Genomic DNA, 18,121 nt, shown 5'->3' on the forward strand with positions numbered 1-18,121 from the left:
GAGGGTGGGGGCCATGTGCCGGGTGATTCAGGCGGCGGCCCGGCGGGTATCCGGCACGTTCCGGATCAGGATCACGCCCAGGATGAAGCACACGGCGGCGATCCCGAAGACCAGGGTGTACCCCAGGTTCCCGCCCTGCGCGTTCCCCCAGTCGAGCAGCGCGCCCTGTGGGGCACTGCTCATCTGCGGCGCGACGAACGCCACGTGCCAGATCCCCATGTCCCGCGCGTAGCTGCTCTGGCTGGGCATCGCGTCACTGCCCAGCGCCCAGTCCACGCTGGTGAACGCCCCGAAGCCCAGCCCGAACGCGCCCGCCAGTGCCAGCGCCGCCCCGAACGACGGCGCGACCAGCAGCAGCAGCGCCGCCGCCGCCATCAGCGTGCCCGCCACGTAGATGACGGGCTTGCGGCCCACCCGGTCACTGATCCGCCCGCCCAGACTGGCCGACGCGATGCTGCCCACGATGATGCACAGCAGCATGACGCTGGTGCTCGTGCCCGCGTCGGACTGGCGCAGCACGTCCTTGTTGTAGTACTGCAAGAAGGGCTGCACGCTGTACTGCCCCAGCGAGAACAGCACCCGCGTGACGAACACCCACAGGAACGGCTGATGCGCGAACAGCTGCCGCCAGGACATCGTGGGGCCGCCCGCCGGGCGCGGGACCACCGTGTCCGGCTCCGGCACGCCGCGCAGCGTGACCAGCGCCGGGCCGATCAGCAGCAGGGCGATCAGCACGAACGACACCAGCACCGGCAGCTTCAGCAGGCCGATCACCACGGCCGATACCGCGCCCAGCAGCTGCCCCAGCGCCTGCAGCATCGCCATGACGCCGCTGTAGCGGCCCCGCTCGCCCGGCGCGACCAGTTCCGGAATGAGCGCCGAGTAGGGCGCGGTGGCGAAATTGTTTCCGAATTGCACGAGCAGGAAGCCCAGCAGGTACACCCAGAACCCCGCCATACCGCCCAGCGCGGACGCCGCCAGCGCCATCACCGCCAGTCCCACGAGGTTCACGATCAGGCCCATCCTCAGGTACGGGAGCCGCTTGCCGGTGCGGTCGCTGTGCGCGCCCACCAGCGGCGGCAGCACCAGCGCCATCACCGCGCCGATGCCCGCCAGCAGGCCCAGGAAGGTGCCCTTGCGGTCCTCGCCCACGAACGTCACGACATTCTCGGGCATGAGGATCAGCAGCAGCAGCAGCCAGTGGAACGCCGAACCGAACCAGAAGGCGGACAGCACCCAGGGACTCACCCGGGGGCGTGAAGTGGAGGCAGGGGTCATGTGCGGCGAGTATACGGGCGCCCGGCGCGGCCCGCTGCCTAAACGCCCTCCGGCAGCGCGTCCCAGTACGCGCGCAGGTCCGGGGCGAGCGGCACCTGCGCGACCACCTGCGCGCCCGCCCACGGGAACGCCACGCGCGCCGCGTGCAGCGCCTGCCGCGCCAGCCCCAGCCGCGCCGTGAGTTCCGGCGTCTGGCCCTCCTCCATGAAGCGCAGGAACACCCCGGGGTCCCGCCCGTAGATCTTGTCCCCGACCATCGGCAGGCCCAGGTGCGAGAGGTGCGCGCGGATCTGATGCAGCCGCCCCGAGCGGGGGTACGCCTCGATTAGCGCGTGCCCGGCGCGGCGGGCCACCACCCGGAAGTCCGTCACGGCGGGCCGCCCGTCCGGCACGACCCCCTGCCGGATCGCGATGCGGTTCGCGCCGCCCAGCCCCAGGTCGCCCAGCGGGGCGTCCAGCGTGCGCCGCTCCCAGTCCGGCGAGCCGTGCACGAGGGCGAGGTACGTCTTGCCGACCAGATGCGTCTTGAACAGCGTGAAGAACCGCCCCGCCGCCTCCCGGTCCCGCGAGAGGACCTGCGCGCCGCTCGTCTCGCGGTCCAGCCGGTGCGGAGGCGCCAGGTCCGCCTCGCCCGTCTCGCGCCGCATGAACGTCAGCAGGTCCGGCACGTCCACCCGCGCCCGCACCGGATGCGTCAGCCACAGCGCGGGCTTGTGCACCACGTAGAAATCCGGGTGCTCCAGGATGACGCGCGGCTTCTCGGTGGGCGGCAGCAGCGGCGCGCGGGCGGTCACAGTTCCCACACGCTGGCGTAGTCGCGGCCCCGCAGGCGCGCCGAGAGGTCCACGCCCCGGTCCACCGTCCGCGAGAGCCGCCCACGCAGCCACTCGCCCGGCACGCCCGGCGCGGCCCAGTGCGCGGACGTCGCGTACACGAAGTGCGGGTTCACCACGCAGCGGAAATCCACCATCAGCCCGAACGCGAACGCCCCGTGACTCAGGTACCCGTGATCCAGCCCGCCGGACACCAGGAATGTCACGGGCCGGTCGAACCACGCGCCGTACAGGCCGCGCGCGGCGTCGCTGCTCCCGGTCAGTTCCACCAGCGCCTTCACGCCCGACCCCAGCCCCCAGTTGTACACGGGCACGCCCAGGAACACCCCGTCCGCCTCGCGGATCGCGCGGTGGTACACCTCGGCGTGCGGGTGGGCGTAGCAGCCCTGTGGGCCCTGATCGTTGTCGAAGGGCGGCAGGGGCGTAGCGCGCAGGTCGAGGTGCGTGACCTCGTGCCCCTGCGCCCGCAACTGCGCGGCCGCGAGGTCACACAGCCACGCGCTGCGGCTCTCCGGGTCGAGGCTGGTCGAGAGGACGGCGAACTTCACCCCGACAGGGTAGCGTCCCGCCGGGAATCAAGCCCGGCGCGGGTCACTCGGTGGTCGTGTGGACCGCGCCGCCCTCGCCGACCACCACGCGCGCCGACTGGTCGTCCAGCGCCCCCAGGGCGACCTCCGCCCCGCCCACCTGCACGGTCGCCTGCCCCTCGACCGGCACCCGCCACGACTGGTGCGGCCACAGCCGCGCCCGTTCCACGCACCCGGCCGGGCCGCACACCCGCAGGCCCGACAGGACCTGACCGGACTGGTTGGCGACCTCCACGCCGCCCGCCACGCCGAACAGCAGCCACGCCCACGTCACCAGCGTCCCCAGGCCCAGCAGGCCGCCCGCCACCGACCACACGGGAACAGGGGCGGCGGGCCGGGGCTGGGCGGTGGGGGCAGGCGCGTTCATGCCCCCAGTGTGCCGCGCGCGCGTCTGGGCCGCATCAGCCGTTTGATGCAGGCGTCACGGTCTGCTGGACCCGGTTTCAGTCACGGAGAGGGGCACCACGCCGGTGAACAGGCGCGGCCACGCCAGATGCGGCTCGCCCAGCTCCAGGCTCAGGCCGCGCCCCGCGAAGTGCGCGTCCCACACCGCCTGCACGCGCGGCGGCAGCAGCTCACGCAGGGCCGCCTCGGCGTCCGCGCGCTGCTCGCCCAGATCGAAGGGACTGGGGCTGCCCAGCCGCTCGCGGACCAGCGACCGGACCTCGCCCTGGTACAGCACGTCGTCCGCGATGCGGGCCAGCAGCGCCTCCGCGTGCGCCGCCCGGTCGGTCACGAGCGGCGCGAGCTTCCCGAACGCCACCGCCGACCCCAGCGTGTTGCCTGCCGTGTTCCACGCGCTGAACCCCGCCAGTTCCGCCAGCGGCAGTCCACCCATGAGCGTCCACAGCCGCGCCTCGGCGCCGTTCGGGTACGCGATGTCCGCCACGCTCACGGCGCGTCCGGCCCGCAGGTCCGCGCGCAGGGCGTCCACGAACGCCGGGAGGTGCCGGTGCGGCGTGTCCACCGTCGCGAAGTCCGGCTGCCGGTGCGCCTGCCGCGTGCCCGGCGTGTTCACCGCCAGCACGAACGCCGCCTCCTGCACGGAGTCCGCCAGTCGGCACCCCGCCGCGCGCAGGTGCGCCCGCACGAGTTCCCCCGCCGGGCGGTCCTCGTACAGCAGCTCGGCGCCCGCGCCGCCCAGTCCGCTGAAGCGCACCCACACCGGCACCTCCTCCGGGCGCAGCGCGCGGGCCAGCAGCGCGCACGGCACCTCGTCCGCGCCGGGGTACACGTCCAGGCGGTCCCAGACGCCCAGCGCGTCCGCGCGGGCCTCCAGCAGGCGCCGGTCGAAGGCCGCCAGCCCGTACGGCGTGGTGTCGTCCAGCGTGAGGCACAGGTGACTCAGCACGCCGCCCGCAAGCAGGTCCAGCGCGGCCAGATGCAGCGCCCGGTTGCGCTCGCGGGTGCCCACCCAGTCCGCGAGGATGTCCGCCGGGACCGCCGCGCGGGCCGCGTCCAGCGCCGCGCGTTCCGCCTCGCCGTGCCGCGCGTGCCGGTCGAACGCCGTCGAGTACGCCCGCAGCTCGCGGCCCCACTCGCCGTAGTACGCCTTCTCCTCGTGCGGGTCGTTGTCGTGCGCCACCCGCACGATCACCCCGAAGGCATAGATCCGCAGGGTCGGATGCGCGGCCTTCAACTCAGCCAGGATCGCCAGCCGCGAGAGCGCCCCCGCCAGCGGGTCCGACACCCGCCGCGCCGGGATCATCCCGCCCAGGCACAGCGTCTCCAGGCACACGACCAGCACGTCCGCGTCCGCCCCCCCGGCCCGCAGCCACGCCGCGAGCGTCCCGGTGTCGCCCGGCGTGAAGAAGTCCGGCAGCGCCGCCGCCGGGGGCACCCGCACCTCCGCGCCGGTCATGAGCCCCAGCTGCACGGGCAGGGCCAGGGTGGGCGGGCGGGTATCCGGCGGAACGAGCAGCACGCGCGGTGCACGCACCGGCTGCGACGCCCGTGATTCCGGAACGGCACCGAAATCCCCTCCATCTGCGCCGGATGCGTGCCTGTCGCTGCGACCTCCGGTCAGGTTCGTCTTCGACTCACCGCCATGCTCTGTCATCCGCCCGAGGCTAGCAGGCCCCGGTAGGGGAGAGGTGCAACGCCCGCGGGCGGCCCCCCGACCAGCGGCGTGCGGCTGGCCGGGGGGCCGGCAGGGCCGGAAACGGGAGGCTCCACCCCGTGAGCGTCCCGTGAAGGTCGTGTCACCCTCCACGCATCTGGCCGTCTACCGGGTCACTGGTCCGCCCGCAGGAACGCCAGCGTGGCGTCCCGCATCCGCACGCTCGTGTAGTGCCCCACCCCGGGGTACACCGCCTCGCGCAGGGCGTCCGGGCGACCGGCCGAGGCATACGCCGCGCGGTAGGCGGCGGCGGTGGGCGCGTGTTGCTCCTCGGGTGGGAACACCGGGTCGGCCCCGCCACTGGCGAGGAACAGTGGCGTGGGGACGGCGTCCGCTGCGTGCGCCAGCGGGCGATGCCGCTCCAGGAACGCCCGGAGGTCCGGGCGGCGCACCTCCGGCTCGTGCCACACGCCGGACGTGATCAGCGCCGCCGCCCGCGCGACGCGCGTCTCGGTCCGGGCCAGGGTCTGCGCCACGTAGCCGCCCATGCTGGAGCCCACCACCCACACCGGCACCCGCCCGTAGGTCGCCTGCGCGGCGTCCAGCAGCGCCGGGGCCTCCGCGACCGTGCGGCGCACGCTCTCCCACACGTACTCGCGGGCGTTCAGGCCCGGTGGAGTGTCTGAGTGCCGCTCGCCGTGCAGCGCCGCGTCCGGCAGGACCACCGCCGCGCCCCACGCGGCCAGCGCGGCGTACACGCCCAGCTTGCCCTCCTTGGCGGCCCAGGCCCCGTGGTACACGACGCAGACCGCCCGCACCTCCCGGCCCGGCGCCGGGCGTTCGATCAGGCAGGGGACGCCTGCGAGCATGTGGCGTTCCACGGCATACGGCTCACCGCCCACCAGCGGCGCCGCGTGCGGGTCGTCCGGGTGGAAGGCGCGGGTCACGCCGGGAGGACCAGGCGGGTCGGCGTGTCCCCCGGCGTCCAGAGCCACACGTCCGGATTGCGCAGCGCCGCCCACCCGTCATGGCCCAGGCCCAGCAGCAGCGCCAGGAGATTGCCGTGCGTCACGACGACCGTCACGCCCCCTGGGTCGCGGCGCGCGTCCAGCGCCGCCTGACCGCGCCCCCGGGCCGCCGCGCCGGACTCGCCGCCCGGCAGCGCCAGCGTGTCGTCCGCGAAGCTGTCGCGCAGCCGCGCCGGCCAGTCCGCGCGGGGCGCGCCCGTCAGGACCCGTTCGGTCAGGCGGTCGTCGGTGATCACCGGCAGGTCCAGCGCCGCCGCCAGCGGGGCCGCCGTATCCGCCGCGCGGCGCCACGGGCTGCTGACCACCCGCGTGACGCCCAGCCCGCGCAGCGCAGGGACCAGGGCCGCCGCGCCCGCCTCGCCTTCGGGGGTCAGCGCCGCTCCGGGTTCCTGCCCCGACGCGCGGGCGTGCCGCACCAGCACCAGCGTGCCCTTCGGCGGAGGGGAGGCTGGCAGGGGAGAGGCCGTCACGCGAACTCCAGCAGCATCCGGTGCGCCAGCCCCCGCCCCGACGCGCGCTGCCACGCGGCGCGCGTGTCCCCGGCCATGATCGCCGCCATGAAGCGCTCGTCACGCGCCAGGGTCGTCAGCACCCAGTAGTCGCCCCAGACCTCCACGCCCCAGGCGTCCACCATCGCCCGCGAGGCGGTCTCCCACACGGGCTCGCTCAGGTGCTCCAGCGGCGCGATGAAATGCAGCTCGCCGTCCGTGCCGGGGGTGCGGGCCACCTCGCGGCGGTACTCGGCCCGCTCGCGCGCACTCATGCGCTCCCACACGCCCGCCTCGCAGAAATGCGCCGGGAACGCGCTGAAGGTGTCGCGGCAGCGGGTGGGGCGCGCCTCGTAGCGGCTGCACCCGCCGGTCTCCTTATCCAGGATCGGGCAGAAGCCCACCTCCAGCCGGTGGCGCTGCACGTACTCGTCATCACTGCGGGCCGTGCGGGCGTTCGCGATGGCCGCGCGGGCGTGCGCCTCCACCGCCGCCGCCAGCCCCCCGTCCAGTTCGGCCGCCATCACCAGCGCCTCGGCCAGACTCACGCGGATCGGCATGTTGCAGCACGCCACGCACCCCGAGGCGCAGTACACCCGACCGCCTTGGCGCGCGTAGCGCTCCATCCACTCGCCCGAGCGCCGCCCGTAGCGGTCGTACGCGCGCCGCACGGCCTCCGTCACGTCGCCGTTCACCCTCTGGGCCTGATCCGTCATGGGGCGCAGCCTAGAGCATCTGCCCCGCGCAGACCGTGCCGCGCCGCCGCCCCGAACCCACGTGCGTATACTGACCGCACCGTGTTCAGGCGTCCCCGCACCCCCCAGCCCCCGACCGGCACCCCAGACCCGCGCAAGACCGGGACGTCACAGGAGCCGCTCGACCCCACGCGCGTCCTGGCGGACCTGCTGGCCCGCCCCACCCAGGAAGGCGTGCTGGAGGGCGCCCTGGCCTACGCCGCCACGCTGCTGGGCGGACACGTGCAGGGCTACGCGGTCGTGCGGCGCGGCCAGGACCAGGTGGCCGCCGTGTTCGGCGGGTACCCCAGGAGCCTGCTGGGCCTGGCCCTGACCGGCCCCTGGGCGCAGATGCGCTCGCGGGTCGTGCCGGACGGCAGCCGCGAACTGTTCGACACGAACGGCCCGGACATCGCCGCGCAGCTGGACGCGGCCGGGATGCGCGAGGCGAAGATCAGCCTGGTCGTCCCGCTGAGCGTCCGGGGCCGCCACCTGGGCGCCCTGATTCTCGACCGCACTGCTCCGGACGGTATTCCGCCCGCCGCGCAGGAGGCCGTCACGAAGTGGGCCGCTGCCGTCGCGCCCATCCTGAGCCTCCTTGAAGGCCGCGAGGAATGGAAGCAGGCCGCCCGGCAGCTGACCGGCGCCCTGGTCGAGGCGGTCGAGAGTCAGGACTTCGATTCGCTGGGGCACGCCAAGTCCGTCACGGACGTCAGCCTGAAACTGGGCCGCGCCGTGGGCCTCACCGACCGCGAACTGGAGGAACTGTGGTTCGCGTCCATGCTGCACGACATCGGCAAGATTCACGGCGAGCACGGCCACGCGCAGGTCGGCGCGAACTTCCTGCACGGCGTCCCGCACCTGAGCGAGGCGCAGAAGGCCGTCCGGCACCACCACGAACGGGTGGACGGCCAGGGCGAACCCGACAAGCTCGCGGGCGAGGACATTCCCCTGTACGCCCGCATCCTGGCCGTGGCGAACGCCTACGTGCGCCTGGGCGGCCTGGAGCGCCTGAAGTCCCAGGCGGGCAAGGGCCTGGACGCCAAGCTGGTCGGCCTGCTGGAAAAGCTGCCGCAGTGAGCGCCGCGTGACCCTGCGTCCCCCGCACCCTGGCGAGGCCCCCACCCCGCGCTTCCCCAACCTGGAAGCGCGGTTCGGCCCCCTGACCCCCGTGGACGCCGGCATGCAGAGCCGCGTGTACGCCACGCAGGACCGCCAGACCGTCATCAAGGTCTACCGCAACCACCAGGGCGAGCACGGCGTGGAGGCCGAGAACATGCGCCGCGCCGGGATGGGCGACCGCGTGATCGACGCGCTGGAGGTGGACGGCATCGAGGCGCTCATCATGCGCCGCTTCGACGGCCACCCCCTGCGCGCGCCCGACGTGCCCCGCGCCCTGGCTCAGCTGCGCGTCAGCCTGAGCACCCTGCACGGCACCACGCGGGGCCGCGTGAACCTGCGCCGCGTGCAGGACCGCCTTCGCCGCTTCCGCAGCGCCCTGGCCGCCTACCCGCTGGACGACCTGTTCGACGCGGTCGAGATTCCCCTGGACCGCGGCCTGCTGGACCAGCCTGCCGCGTTCTGCCACCTGGACCTGTGGCACGACAACATCCTGATCAGCGAACCCCACGGCGAGGTGCTGATCATCGACTGGACGAAGGCCGACTGGGACGACCCGCTGCGGGACCTCGCGCTGCTCAAGACCGGCACCCTCGACCTGCTCCCGCCCGACGAGAGCCTCCAGGCCGCGCTGACCTTCCTGCCGGACCAGACGCCCGCCACACTGACCCGCTACCGCGCGTACCTCGCCATGACCACCCTGCACGACCTGTACTGGTTCCTGATGAACGAACCGTACGAATTCGAGGGCCAGCGCGACCAGAAGGTGCCGCGCGCCCGTCACGCCCTGGCCCGCCTGCCCGGCTGAGCCGCGTCCCGGGGCCGGACGCCCTGCGGAGTGCGGGGTATGGTGGGCGCATGGTTACTGTCGTTACCCATCCCCTCGTGCAACACAAACTCTCGGTCATGCGCGACGTGCGCACCGGCGTGAAGGAATTCCGCGAACTGGCCAGCGAGGTCAGCCTGCTGCTGGCCTACGAGGCCATGCGCGACCTCGAAGTCACGCAGGAGGAAGTCACCACGCCCATCACCACCGCCGAGTTCCCGATGCTCAGCGGCAAGAAGCTGGCGCTGGTCGCCATCCTGCGCGCCGGGCTGATCATGACCGACTCGATCGTGCAGCTCGTCCCCGCCGCGAAGGTCGGCCACATCGGCCTGTACCGCGACCCCGAGACCCTCGGGCCGGTCGCGTACTACAACAAGCTCCCGACCGACATCGCCGAGCGGCGCGTGTTCCTCACCGACCCCATGCTCGCCACCGGGGGCAGCGCCAGCGCCGCCATCGCCAGCCTGAAAGCGGCCGGGGCGACCAGCATCAAGCTCATGTGCATCCTCGCCGCGCCCGAGGGGGTGGCCGTGATCGAACGTGACCACCCGGACGTGGAGATCGTCGTCGCCGCCCTGGACTCGCACCTGAACGACCACGGGTACATCGTGCCCGGGCTGGGCGACGCGGGCGACCGAATCTACGGCACCAAGTAACCGCCGGGGCAGAACGCCCGTTTTTAGACAACCTGCCCGCCCCGCCTGAACCGGCGCTTACGCTGGGGCCATGACTGCGTTCAGCCTTCTTCTTACCCGTCCTCCGGTGGAGTGAACGGCAAGGAGAACCGCGCCTGAACCCCCCGGAGGACTTCACCCTCCGGGGTTTTTCATTGCACCTCATTCCCAGCAACCAGAGTCCCAGCCCCAGGAGCCGCCCATGACGACCGACACGAACCGCATCCGCATCTTCGACACCACCCTGCGCGACGGCGAGCAGAGCCCCGGCGTGGCCCTGAACCACACCCAGAAACTGGAGATCGCCCACCAGCTCGCCCGCATGGGCGTGGACGTCATCGAGGCCGGGTTCCCCATCGCCAGCCCCGGCGACCTGGAAGGCGTGAGCCGCATCGCCCGCGAGGTCCGCGGCCCGATCATCACCGGCCTGGCCCGCGCCGCCCGCCCCGACATCGAGGCCGCCGCGAAAGCCGTCGAGGCCGCCGAGAAACCCCGCATCCACACCTTCATCGCCACCAGCCCCATCCACATGGCGAAAAAACTGCAGCTGGAACCCGACGCGGTCGTCGAACGCGCCATCCAGGCCGTCACCTACGCCCGCTCCTTCGTGGACGACGTGGAATTCAGCGCCGAGGACGCCACCCGCAGCGACACCGCCTTCCTGATCCGCATCTTCCGGGCGGCCGTGGAGGCCGGGGCGACCACCATCAACATCCCCGACACCGTCGGCTACACCACCCCCGAGGAGATCCGCGCGCTGTTCGCCGAGATCCGCGCCGCGCTGCCCGCCCACGTCATCCTCAGCGCCCACTGCCACGACGACCTGGGCATGGCGGTCGCGAACTCCATTGCCGCCGCGCAGGGCGGCGCCCGGCAGATCGAATGCACCATCAACGGCATCGGCGAGCGCGCCGGGAACGCCAGCCTGGAAGAACTCGTCATGGCCTTCCACACCCGCCGCGACCACTACGGCTTCGAGACCGGCATCCGCACCCGCGAGCTGTACCGCGCGTCACGCATGGTCAGCCGCCTGAGCGGCATGCCCGTCCAGCCCAACAAGGCCGTCGTCGGCGACAACGCCTTCGCGCACGAGAGCGGCATCCACCAGGACGGCGTCATCAAGGCCCGCGAGACGTACGAGATCATGAACGCCGAACTCGTCGGCCGTGAAGCCGCCGTGCTCGTCATGGGCAAGCACAGTGGCCGCGCCGCGTTCCGCAAGGCCCTGAACGACCTGGGCTATGCGGACCTGACCGACGACAAGGTCCAGCACCTGTTCGGCCGCTTCAAGGACCTCGCCGACCGCAAGGGCCAGATCTACGCCGACGACCTGCGCGCCCTCGTCGAGGCCCGCAGCGACGTCCCGCAGACCTTCACGCTGGAAGGCTTCCAGATCACCAGCGGCATGAACATGACCCCCGTGGCCTTCGTGCGCCTCCAGACGCCCGACGGCGCCGTCGAGGCCACCGCCCACGGCGACGGGCCCGTCGAGGCCGCATTCCAGGCCATCAACCGCATCACCGGCCTGAACCCCGAACTGGAAAGCTACCGCATCCAGGCCGTCACCAAGGGCGGCGACGCGCTGGGCGAGGTGAACATCGGTGCCCGCCACGGCGAGACCACCCTGCACGGCAGCGGCGTCGCCACCGACGTCGTCGAGGCCAGCGCCCGCGCCTGGGTCCGCATCCACAACATGGTCGTCGCCGGGATGGGCACCGAACGCCGCCAGGGCGAATTCGCCCCTGGCCGCATCTGAGGAGATAGACGATGGGTCCGCCGCTGCGCGGCTGATGGACAGGGAGGCTGGGCACACCGGCCTCCCCATCACATTGAGGGAGGACGCATGATTCTGGAAATCGCCCTGTTGCAGATCCGCCCCGGACAGACGACCGGGTTCGAGGCGGCGTTCGCGCAGGCGCAGCACATCATCGCGGGGATGCACGGGTACGTCCGGCACGAGCTGCACCACTGCCTGGAGGACGACCAACGCTACGCCCTGCTCGTCTGGTGGGCCACGCTGGAGGCTCACACCGTGGGCTTCCGGGGCAGCGCCGGGTACCAGCAGTGGCGCGCCCTGCTGCACCCCTTCTACGACCCGTTCCCGACCGTGGAGCACTTCACGCGGGTGGAACTGGGCTGAACCTCAGACGGTCACGAGGCCCAGCGCGATGCCGCGCGCGACCGCCCCGGCGCGGCTCTGGACGCCCAGCTTGGAGTACAGCGCCTGCACGTGGAACTTCACGGTGCTCTCGCTGACGCCCAGGTCGCGCGCGGCGCGCTTGTTGCTGAGGCCCTCGGCGAGCAGGGCCAGCACGTCGCGTTCGCGGGGCGTGAGGGTCACCTCGCCCGAGGGGAGCGGCTCCTCGTCGGCCGGCGCCAGCCACGCGGGCGGCAGCGTCACCAGTCCCGCCGCCGCGCCGTGCACGGCCGCGATCAGCTCGGCGGGCGTGGCGTCTGCGGGCAGGCACGCCCAGCCGTGCGGGCAGAGGTCGGGCAGCACCTCCGCCCACGCGCGCGAGCCCAGCGATACGACCGCCGCGCCGTCCAGGGGTGAGGGGTCGTCCAGCCAGCCGTCGTCCACGATCAGCACGTCCGGTTCGCGGCCGTCCCGCGCGGCCAGGAACCCCGCGCCGCCCAGGATGGCCGCCACGCCCGCCGCGAGCACCGCCGAACCCAGCGTGACGAGCACGGTGGGCAGGGCAGGCGCGGCGGTCATGCCTGATCGTACCGGGGCGGGCGCCCTGCTGGTGGACGCGGGAACGGGCACGGTCAGCGTTCACCCACGCTGACGGTCACGTCCTGCTCCTCGCCGCCGCGCAGGACGCGCAGGGTCACCGTCTCGCCCGCGCGGGTGCGGACACGCGACAGCAGCTCCGCCGGGTGCGTGAAGCCCTCGCCGTCCAGCGCCAGCAGCACGTCCCCCACCCGGAAACCCGCCGCCTGACCGGGACTGCCCGCCTCGACCTGCACGACCGTCAGGCCCACCCGGCCGCCCGCGAACCGCTCACGGAAGCGGCGGAGTTTCTCCAGTCGGGCCTCGTCCATCCCACCCCGCCCGGGGTGACCGTGCCCGCCGTGATCCGGCCCGCGTCCGGGACCGCGACGCCCGCCCCAGGGGCCCCCCTCACCCCGGGGGCGGCCCGGGCCGAAGCGGCCGCCACCGAATGGCCCGCCGGGGAAGGCGTCCTCATCCACCTCGTCCGGCGTCGCAGCGGCCGGGAAGTGCACGGGCTGCGTCGCCAGCCCCAGGTACCCGCGCGGCACGCGGCCCTCGCGGGACAGCAGGTCGGCCACGCGCGCCGCCCGCGCGGCCGGGACGGCCAGCAGCTGCCCGCGCCGCACGCCCGCGTTCAGCACGCCCACGAGTTCACCCTGCGCGTTCACGAGCGCGCCGCCACTCACGCCGGGGAACGGCTGGGCCCCGGCGTGCAGCCAGCCGTCCCGCACCCGGCCGGGATTCAGGCCCAGGCTGGCCTGCACGCCCCCGGGCGGGCGGCCCACCGCGAGCAGGAGTTCACCCGCGCGCCCCGCCTCACCTGCCGTCAGTGCCGGGATGGTCAGGCCGTCCACGCGCAGGAGCGCCAGATCGCTGCCCGGATCGCGGCCCACGACCACGCCCGTCCGGGTCTGCCCGTCCGGGGTGATCACCGGCACCTCGTCGGCGTGCAGCAGGTGCGCGGGTGTCAGCACCAGCCCGTCGCCCACCACCGTGCCGCTCACCGGGCGCGCCGCGCGCACCGTCACCACACTCCGCGCGGCCTGCTCGACCGCGTCCGCCATTGCCCTGGAAAGATCAGAAAGATTCGTCATGCCGTCATGGTGCGCCCCGCCGCCCGGAAACACGCCCCCCACCCGCACAGGCCCGCGCCCCCACCGAACGGTCAGGGTCGCCGTATCCTGCCGGCATGTCCCTGACGCTGACCGTCCTGCCCGGCGAGTACGCCGTCGCCCAGCTCCCCGCCGGCAGCGCCGTGCCGGACTGGGCGACGCGCGGCGACCTGTGGTGCGTCATGAACGCCCCGGATGAACTGAGCGTCGTGTGCCCCGCCGAGGGGGTGCCGGACGGCGTGCGCGTCCAGCGCGGCTGGCAGGCGCTGAGGCTCACCGGGCCGTTCGAGTTCACCCTGACCGGCATCCTCGCCAGCGTCCTGAACCCCCTGCGGGACGCGGGCGTGGGCATCTTCGCGCTGTCCACCTTCAACACCGACTACGTCCTCGTCGCGGCCAGCGACCTCGGCCGCAGCGTGGCGGCATTGCGGGAGGCCGGGCACACCGTTCAGGAGTGAGGCGAGTCTGAACCGAGCTCCCGTTCGTAGCGGACGACCGGCACCACCTCGCCCATGTAGGATTCCGGGTCGGCGTGCCCGGCCTCCACGAACCCCAGGCGGCGCATCAGCGCGTGCGACCGCGCGTTCGGGGCGTGCACCAGCGCCGTCAGCCGCGAGAGCCCCAGCCCCGCCGCGTGCGCGATCAGCGCCTCACCCGCCCGGCGCGCTGCACCCTGGCCCCACAGCGCCCGCTCCCCGATGACAATCCCGAACTCCGCCGACGTGCCGTCCAGGCCCGCCAGATCCACGAACCCCACCAGCCGCCCGTCCAGCTCGGCGCCCAGCCGCAGGAACGCCGGGTCGCCGCCCGCGATGATCGCCGCCCAGTGCCGCCGCACCACGCGCGGCGCGAGCCCCGGCGTCCAGTCCGCCGCGCGGCAGAACACCGGATCGGCCGCCCAGCGCACCGCCGCCTCCTCATCCCCGGGGCGCAGGGGCCGCAGCGTGACGGTCACGGCGTCAGGCCTGCGACGATCTGCGCCGCCCCGGTCGCCTGCGCCTGCCGGTAACCGGTGCCGGCCCACAGGCTCAGGACGTCCGCCTGCCTCCCCTGCGCGCCCGCCGTGCGCAGGGGGCGGGTCAGGGCGTTCTGGTGCGGGAAGGGGAGGGGATGCGTCACGGCGTCGGTGAGGGCGGTGCGCAGGCCCCGCGCCGCGCGCCCCGAGTACGCGCGGGTCAGGACGGTGTCGCGCGTGCCGTCCCGGATGGCCTGCCGGTACGGCGCGGAGGTGCCCGCCTCGTCGGCCAGGAGGAACGCCGTGCCGCACTGCGCCAGCGTCGCCCCGGCCGCCCGCGCCGCGCGGACGTGCCCGGCGGTCATCAGGCCGCCCGCCGCGAGGACCGGGAGGGGCGTGGCCCGCGCGACCTCCCGCACGAGGGTCAGGGTGTCCGCGAGGGGGTCGTCCTGCCAGCCGCCCCGGTGTCCGCCCGCCGCGCCGCCCTGCACGGTGACCGCGTCCACGCCGCTCTCGTGCAGGGCCAGCGCCTCGCTGAGGCTGGTGGCGGTGCCGACCGTCAGGACGCCCCGCGCCCGCAGCGCCGCCAGGGCGTCCGGTGGGACGGGGCCGAACGCGACGCTGAAGACCTCCGGGCGTTCCTCCAGCACGACGTTCAGCTGCGCGCTGAAGTCCTCCTGCACGCGCTCCGGCAGGGTGGGCGGGGGGAGGTTCAGCGCGTCGTGGAAGGGCCTGAGTTCTGCCGTGGCGACGGCCACTGCGTCGGGTGTAACGGTGGGCACGGGCTGAGGCGCGAACAGGTTCACGAGCAGCGGCCCGTCGGTCAGGGCGCGCACCTCGCGGATCGCGTCTCTCAGCGCCTGCGGGGTCAGGTACGCGCCGCCCAGGCTGCCCAGCCCGCCCGCGCGGGTCACGGCGGCGGCCAGCGAGGGGGTGCCGACGCCGCCCGCCATGGGGGCCAGCGCCACGGGCGTGCGCAACTGTGCGAGTAATTCCGGCCAGGATCGCGGTCGGGTCATGCCGCCCAGCGTACGCTGCGGACGTGACGTTCCCGCACCCGTTCCGCGCGTTCACGGCGTTCCGGCGCGCCGCGTACCAGTCGCAGGCTGCGCCCAGACGGCAGTTCCTGCCGCGCGAGTGGATTCAGGCCCTGCTGGACGGCGCGCAGGCGCGGCTGCCGCTGGTGGACGCCCCCAGCCTCGACTGGCCGTACGCCGAGGCGGTGCACGATCCCGCGTTCCTGGCCCGCTGGCGCGGCGGGCAGGTCACCCGCGCCGAGGAGCGGGCGCTGGGCTTTCCCTGGACCCCGGCAGTCGTCGAGCGGGGCTTGGGCAGCAGCGGCGCGACCCTGGCCGCCACCCGCGACGCCCTGACGCGGGGCCTGGGCGTGAACCTGGGCGGCGGCACCCACCACGCCTACGCCGATCACGCCGAGGGCTTCTCGTTCCTGAACGACGTGGCGATCAGCGCCCGCTGGCTGCTTGACACGGGGCAGGCGCGGCGCATCCTCATCCTTGATCTGGACGTGCACCAGGGCAACGGCACCGCCGCGATCTTTGCCGATGAGCCGCGCGTGCTGACCGTCAGCCTGCACGCCGAGCGCAACTATCCCTTCCGCAAGGAGACCAGTGACCTGGACGTCCCGCTGCCCGACGGGACGGACGACGCCGCGTACCTGCACGCGCTGGACGCGCAGGTCACGCCGCTCGTGACGGCCTTCCAGCCGGACTTCGCGTTCTACCTCGCGGGTGCGGACGTGCTGGCCGGGGATCAGCTGGGACGGCTCGCGCTCACGCTGGAGGGCGTGCAGGCCCGCGACCGCCGCGTGTTCCGCTGGGCGGCCCGCACCCGCACGCCCCTCGTGACCGTCATGGCCGGCGGGTACCACCGCGACCCGGCGCAGCTCATCGCCGCGCGGCTGGGAACGCTCGACGCCGCGCTGGACGCCTTCGCGCCGCAGGCGGCACGCGGGGCGGGACGTGCCGTATCATGAGCGCATGACGGTTCTCCTCACGCCCCCCTAGCGAGAGTCGAGACCCGCGTTGTTCCCCACCTTCACGCATGACCGGGCCGCGACCCTTCCAGGCCCGCAGGAGTTTTCATGACCAGCCCCGAGATCAACCCCGCCGCGCTCGCCAGCGAGATCGCCCGGCGCCGCACCTTCGCCATCATCAGCCACCCGGACGCCGGGAAGACGACCATCACGGAAAAACTCCTGCTGTACGGAGGCGCCATCCAGGAGGCGGGCAGCGTCACCGCCAAGGAAGGCCGCAGCCACACCAAGAGCGACTGGATGAGCATCGAGCAGCAGCGTGGCATCTCCATCAGCTCGTCCGCGCTGACCTTCGAGTACCGGGGGCGGCACATCAACCTGCTCGACACGCCCGGACACCAGGACTTCAGTGAGGACACCTACCGCACCCTGACGGCCGCCGACAGCGCCCTGATGGTGCTGGACGCCGCGCGTGGCGTGCAGGCGCAGACCGAGAAGCTGTTCGCGGTGTGCCGCAACCGGGGCATTCCGATCCTGACGTTCGTGAACAAGATGGACCGCCCCGCCCAGGACCCCTTCGAACTGCTCGAGCAGCTCGAGGGCATCCTGAAGATCACGGCGGTGCCCCTGACGTGGCCCATCGGGGACGGCCCGGACTTCAAGGGCGTGTACGACCTCCAGACGCATCAGGTGCTGGCCTTCGAGCGCACGTCCGGCGGCAAGCACCGCGCGCCCATGCAGACCAGCGGCCTGGACGACCCGAAACTGGACGCCCTGGTCGGCGCAGACCTCGCCGCGAAACTGCGCGAGGACGTGGAACTCATCCAGGGCGCCATGCCGGAGTTCGACCCGGCGGCCTTCCTGAGCGGCGAGCTGACCCCGGTGTTCTTCGGCTCGGCCATGAACAACTTCGGCGTGGAGCACTTCCTGAGCAACTTCGTGGACCTCGCGCCGCCCCCGGGGGCCGTCGAGACGAACCTGGGCGAACGCAGCCCCGAGGCGGGTTTCGCGGGTTTCATCTTCAAGTTGCAGGCGAACATGAGCAAGCAGCACCGCGACCGCACGGCATTCATGCGGGTCATGAGTGGCCACTTCGAGCGCGGCATGGACGTCACGCACACCCGCACGGGCCGCAAGCTGCGCCTCTCGCAGGCGCACACGCTGTTCGCGCAGGACCGCGAGAAGGTCGAGGAAGCGTACCCCGGCGACATCGTGGGCCTCGTGAACCCCGGCGTGTTCCAGATCGGGGACGTGATCAGCGTGGACGCCAAGGTGATACTGCCCGGCTTCCCACGCTTCACGCCCGAAACGTTCGCCACCATCGGCCTGCGGGACGTGGGCAAGCGCAAGGCGTTCATGAAGGGCCTCACGCAGCTGGCGGAAGAAGGCGTCGTGCAGGTGTTCTACCCGACCGACGGCGCGCGTGACCCGTACCTGGGCGCGGTCGGGCCGCTCCAGTTCGAGGTCTTCCAGGCCCGCCTCCAGGAGGAGTACGGCGTGGAGGTCGAGATGCACGTCACCAACTACCAGCTCGTGCGCTGGCTGGCCGGTGACCCCACGAACGTCGCCCGCTTCGCCCGGCACGTCGAGGACGACCAGGGGCGCCCGGTCATGCTGTTCCGCAGCCGCTACGACCTGGAATACACCGCCGAGCAGCACCCGGAGATCGAGTTCTTGCCCCTCCCTAAAGACCTCACGCGGGTGTAAGCCCGCTGGACA

At 73.2% G+C, this 18,121-nt stretch carries 20 protein-coding genes; 8 read left to right on the forward strand and 12 right to left on the reverse strand.

Features of this window, described 5'->3' with window-relative positions; translation table 11 throughout:
- Nucleotides 1-27: 27 nt before the first annotated feature.
- The 8 genes from AUC44_RS07055 to AUC44_RS07090 form a co-directional block, all read right to left on the reverse strand.
- Complete coding sequence (locus AUC44_RS07055) at nucleotides 28-1,278, reverse strand: MFS transporter (RefSeq protein WP_062158006.1); 1,251 nt, start codon at nucleotides 1,276-1,278, stop codon at nucleotides 28-30.
- A gap of 38 nt (nucleotides 1,279-1,316) precedes the next feature.
- Complete coding sequence (locus tag AUC44_RS07060; protein ID WP_062158007.1) at nucleotides 1,317-2,072, reverse strand: RluA family pseudouridine synthase; 756 nt, start codon at nucleotides 2,070-2,072, stop codon at nucleotides 1,317-1,319.
- The gene (locus AUC44_RS07065) at nucleotides 2,069-2,659 is read right to left on the reverse strand and encodes an NADPH-dependent FMN reductase (protein WP_062158008.1); all 591 of its coding nucleotides are present in this window, start codon (nucleotides 2,657-2,659) and stop codon (nucleotides 2,069-2,071) included. The genes AUC44_RS07060 and AUC44_RS07065 overlap by 4 nt, the downstream gene beginning before the upstream one ends.
- Nucleotides 2,660-2,702: 43 nt before the next feature.
- Nucleotides 2,703-3,065, reverse strand: coding sequence for a hypothetical protein (locus AUC44_RS07070; protein ID WP_062158009.1), 363 nt, complete (start codon nucleotides 3,063-3,065; stop codon nucleotides 2,703-2,705).
- Between the two features lie 54 nt (nucleotides 3,066-3,119).
- The gene (locus AUC44_RS07075) at nucleotides 3,120-4,622 is read right to left on the reverse strand and encodes a DUF4127 family protein (protein ID WP_231724555.1); all 1,503 of its coding nucleotides are present in this window, start codon (nucleotides 4,620-4,622) and stop codon (nucleotides 3,120-3,122) included.
- Between the two features lie 308 nt (nucleotides 4,623-4,930).
- On the reverse strand, nucleotides 4,931-5,704 hold the full coding sequence (locus tag AUC44_RS07080) for an alpha/beta hydrolase (protein WP_062158011.1): 774 nt from the start codon (nucleotides 5,702-5,704) through the stop codon (nucleotides 4,931-4,933).
- A complete protein-coding gene (locus AUC44_RS07085) occupies nucleotides 5,701-6,255 on the reverse strand; it encodes a histidine phosphatase family protein (protein WP_231724556.1) in 555 nt (184 codons plus the stop codon). The genes AUC44_RS07080 and AUC44_RS07085 overlap by 4 nt, the downstream gene beginning before the upstream one ends.
- Entirely contained in the window at nucleotides 6,252-6,989 is a 738-nt protein-coding gene (locus tag AUC44_RS07090) for a YkgJ family cysteine cluster protein (RefSeq protein ID WP_062158012.1), read from the reverse strand. Before AUC44_RS07090 ends, AUC44_RS07085 begins: the two co-directional genes overlap by 4 nt.
- Before the next feature lie 81 nt (nucleotides 6,990-7,070).
- Between AUC44_RS07090 and AUC44_RS07095 the strand changes: the two genes are divergently transcribed.
- The 5 genes from AUC44_RS07095 to AUC44_RS07115 all read left to right on the forward strand — a co-directional run bounded on the left by AUC44_RS07095 (nucleotide 7,071) and on the right by AUC44_RS07115 (nucleotide 11,766).
- Entirely contained in the window at nucleotides 7,071-8,087 is a 1,017-nt protein-coding gene (locus AUC44_RS07095) for an HD-GYP domain-containing protein (protein ID WP_062158013.1), read from the forward strand.
- Between the two features lie 7 nt (nucleotides 8,088-8,094).
- Nucleotides 8,095-8,934 carry an aminoglycoside phosphotransferase family protein gene (locus AUC44_RS07100; RefSeq protein WP_062158014.1) on the forward strand — a complete coding sequence of 280 codons (840 nt, stop codon included), beginning with the start codon at nucleotides 8,095-8,097 and terminating at the stop codon, nucleotides 8,932-8,934.
- Nucleotides 8,935-8,984: 50 nt separating this feature from the next.
- A complete protein-coding gene (gene upp, locus AUC44_RS07105) occupies nucleotides 8,985-9,608 on the forward strand; it encodes a uracil phosphoribosyltransferase (RefSeq protein WP_062158015.1) in 624 nt (207 codons plus the stop codon).
- A gap of 220 nt (nucleotides 9,609-9,828) precedes the next feature.
- Entirely contained in the window at nucleotides 9,829-11,382 is a 1,554-nt protein-coding gene (locus AUC44_RS07110) for a 2-isopropylmalate synthase (RefSeq protein ID WP_062158016.1), read from the forward strand.
- 87 nt (nucleotides 11,383-11,469) lie between these two features.
- The gene (locus tag AUC44_RS07115) at nucleotides 11,470-11,766 is read left to right on the forward strand and encodes an antibiotic biosynthesis monooxygenase family protein (RefSeq protein WP_062158017.1); all 297 of its coding nucleotides are present in this window, start codon (nucleotides 11,470-11,472) and stop codon (nucleotides 11,764-11,766) included.
- A 3-nt stretch (nucleotides 11,767-11,769) separates the two neighbouring features.
- Here the strand turns inward: AUC44_RS07115 and AUC44_RS07120 are convergent, their stop codons facing one another.
- Nucleotides 11,770-12,342 (reverse strand): response regulator transcription factor, encoded by a 573-nt coding sequence (locus tag AUC44_RS07120; RefSeq protein WP_046842374.1) that lies wholly within the window; start codon nucleotides 12,340-12,342, stop codon nucleotides 11,770-11,772.
- A 53-nt stretch (nucleotides 12,343-12,395) separates the two neighbouring features.
- Complete coding sequence (locus tag AUC44_RS07125; protein WP_231724557.1) at nucleotides 12,396-13,436, reverse strand: S1C family serine protease; 1,041 nt, start codon at nucleotides 13,434-13,436, stop codon at nucleotides 12,396-12,398.
- A 95-nt stretch (nucleotides 13,437-13,531) separates the two neighbouring features.
- Between AUC44_RS07125 and AUC44_RS07130 the strand changes: the two genes are divergently transcribed.
- The gene (locus tag AUC44_RS07130; RefSeq protein WP_046842376.1) at nucleotides 13,532-13,912 is read left to right on the forward strand and encodes an ACT domain-containing protein; all 381 of its coding nucleotides are present in this window, start codon (nucleotides 13,532-13,534) and stop codon (nucleotides 13,910-13,912) included.
- Here AUC44_RS07130 and AUC44_RS07135 read toward each other — a convergent pair.
- Together AUC44_RS07135 and AUC44_RS07140 are read right to left on the reverse strand one after the other, a co-directional pair.
- Nucleotides 13,903-14,409 carry a GNAT family N-acetyltransferase gene (locus tag AUC44_RS07135; RefSeq protein WP_062158019.1) on the reverse strand — a complete coding sequence of 169 codons (507 nt, stop codon included), beginning with the start codon at nucleotides 14,407-14,409 and terminating at the stop codon, nucleotides 13,903-13,905. The two genes, AUC44_RS07130 and AUC44_RS07135, sit on opposite strands and share 10 nt — an antisense overlap.
- Complete coding sequence (locus AUC44_RS07140) at nucleotides 14,406-15,428, reverse strand: NAD(P)H-dependent flavin oxidoreductase (protein ID WP_062158020.1); 1,023 nt, start codon at nucleotides 15,426-15,428, stop codon at nucleotides 14,406-14,408. The genes AUC44_RS07135 and AUC44_RS07140 overlap by 4 nt, the downstream gene beginning before the upstream one ends.
- 23 nt (nucleotides 15,429-15,451) lie before the next feature.
- On the opposite strand from AUC44_RS07140, the gene AUC44_RS07145 reads away from it, so the two are divergent.
- The gene (locus AUC44_RS07145) at nucleotides 15,452-16,402 is read left to right on the forward strand and encodes a histone deacetylase family protein (protein ID WP_062158021.1); all 951 of its coding nucleotides are present in this window, start codon (nucleotides 15,452-15,454) and stop codon (nucleotides 16,400-16,402) included.
- A gap of 108 nt (nucleotides 16,403-16,510) precedes the next feature.
- Nucleotides 16,511-18,109, forward strand: coding sequence for a peptide chain release factor 3 (locus AUC44_RS07150; protein ID WP_062158022.1), 1,599 nt, complete (start codon nucleotides 16,511-16,513; stop codon nucleotides 18,107-18,109).
- Nucleotides 18,110-18,121 lie beyond the last annotated feature (12 nt).

It is taken from the genome of Deinococcus actinosclerus (assembly GCF_001507665.1).
GTDB lineage: Bacteria > Deinococcota > Deinococci > Deinococcales > Deinococcaceae > Deinococcus > Deinococcus actinosclerus.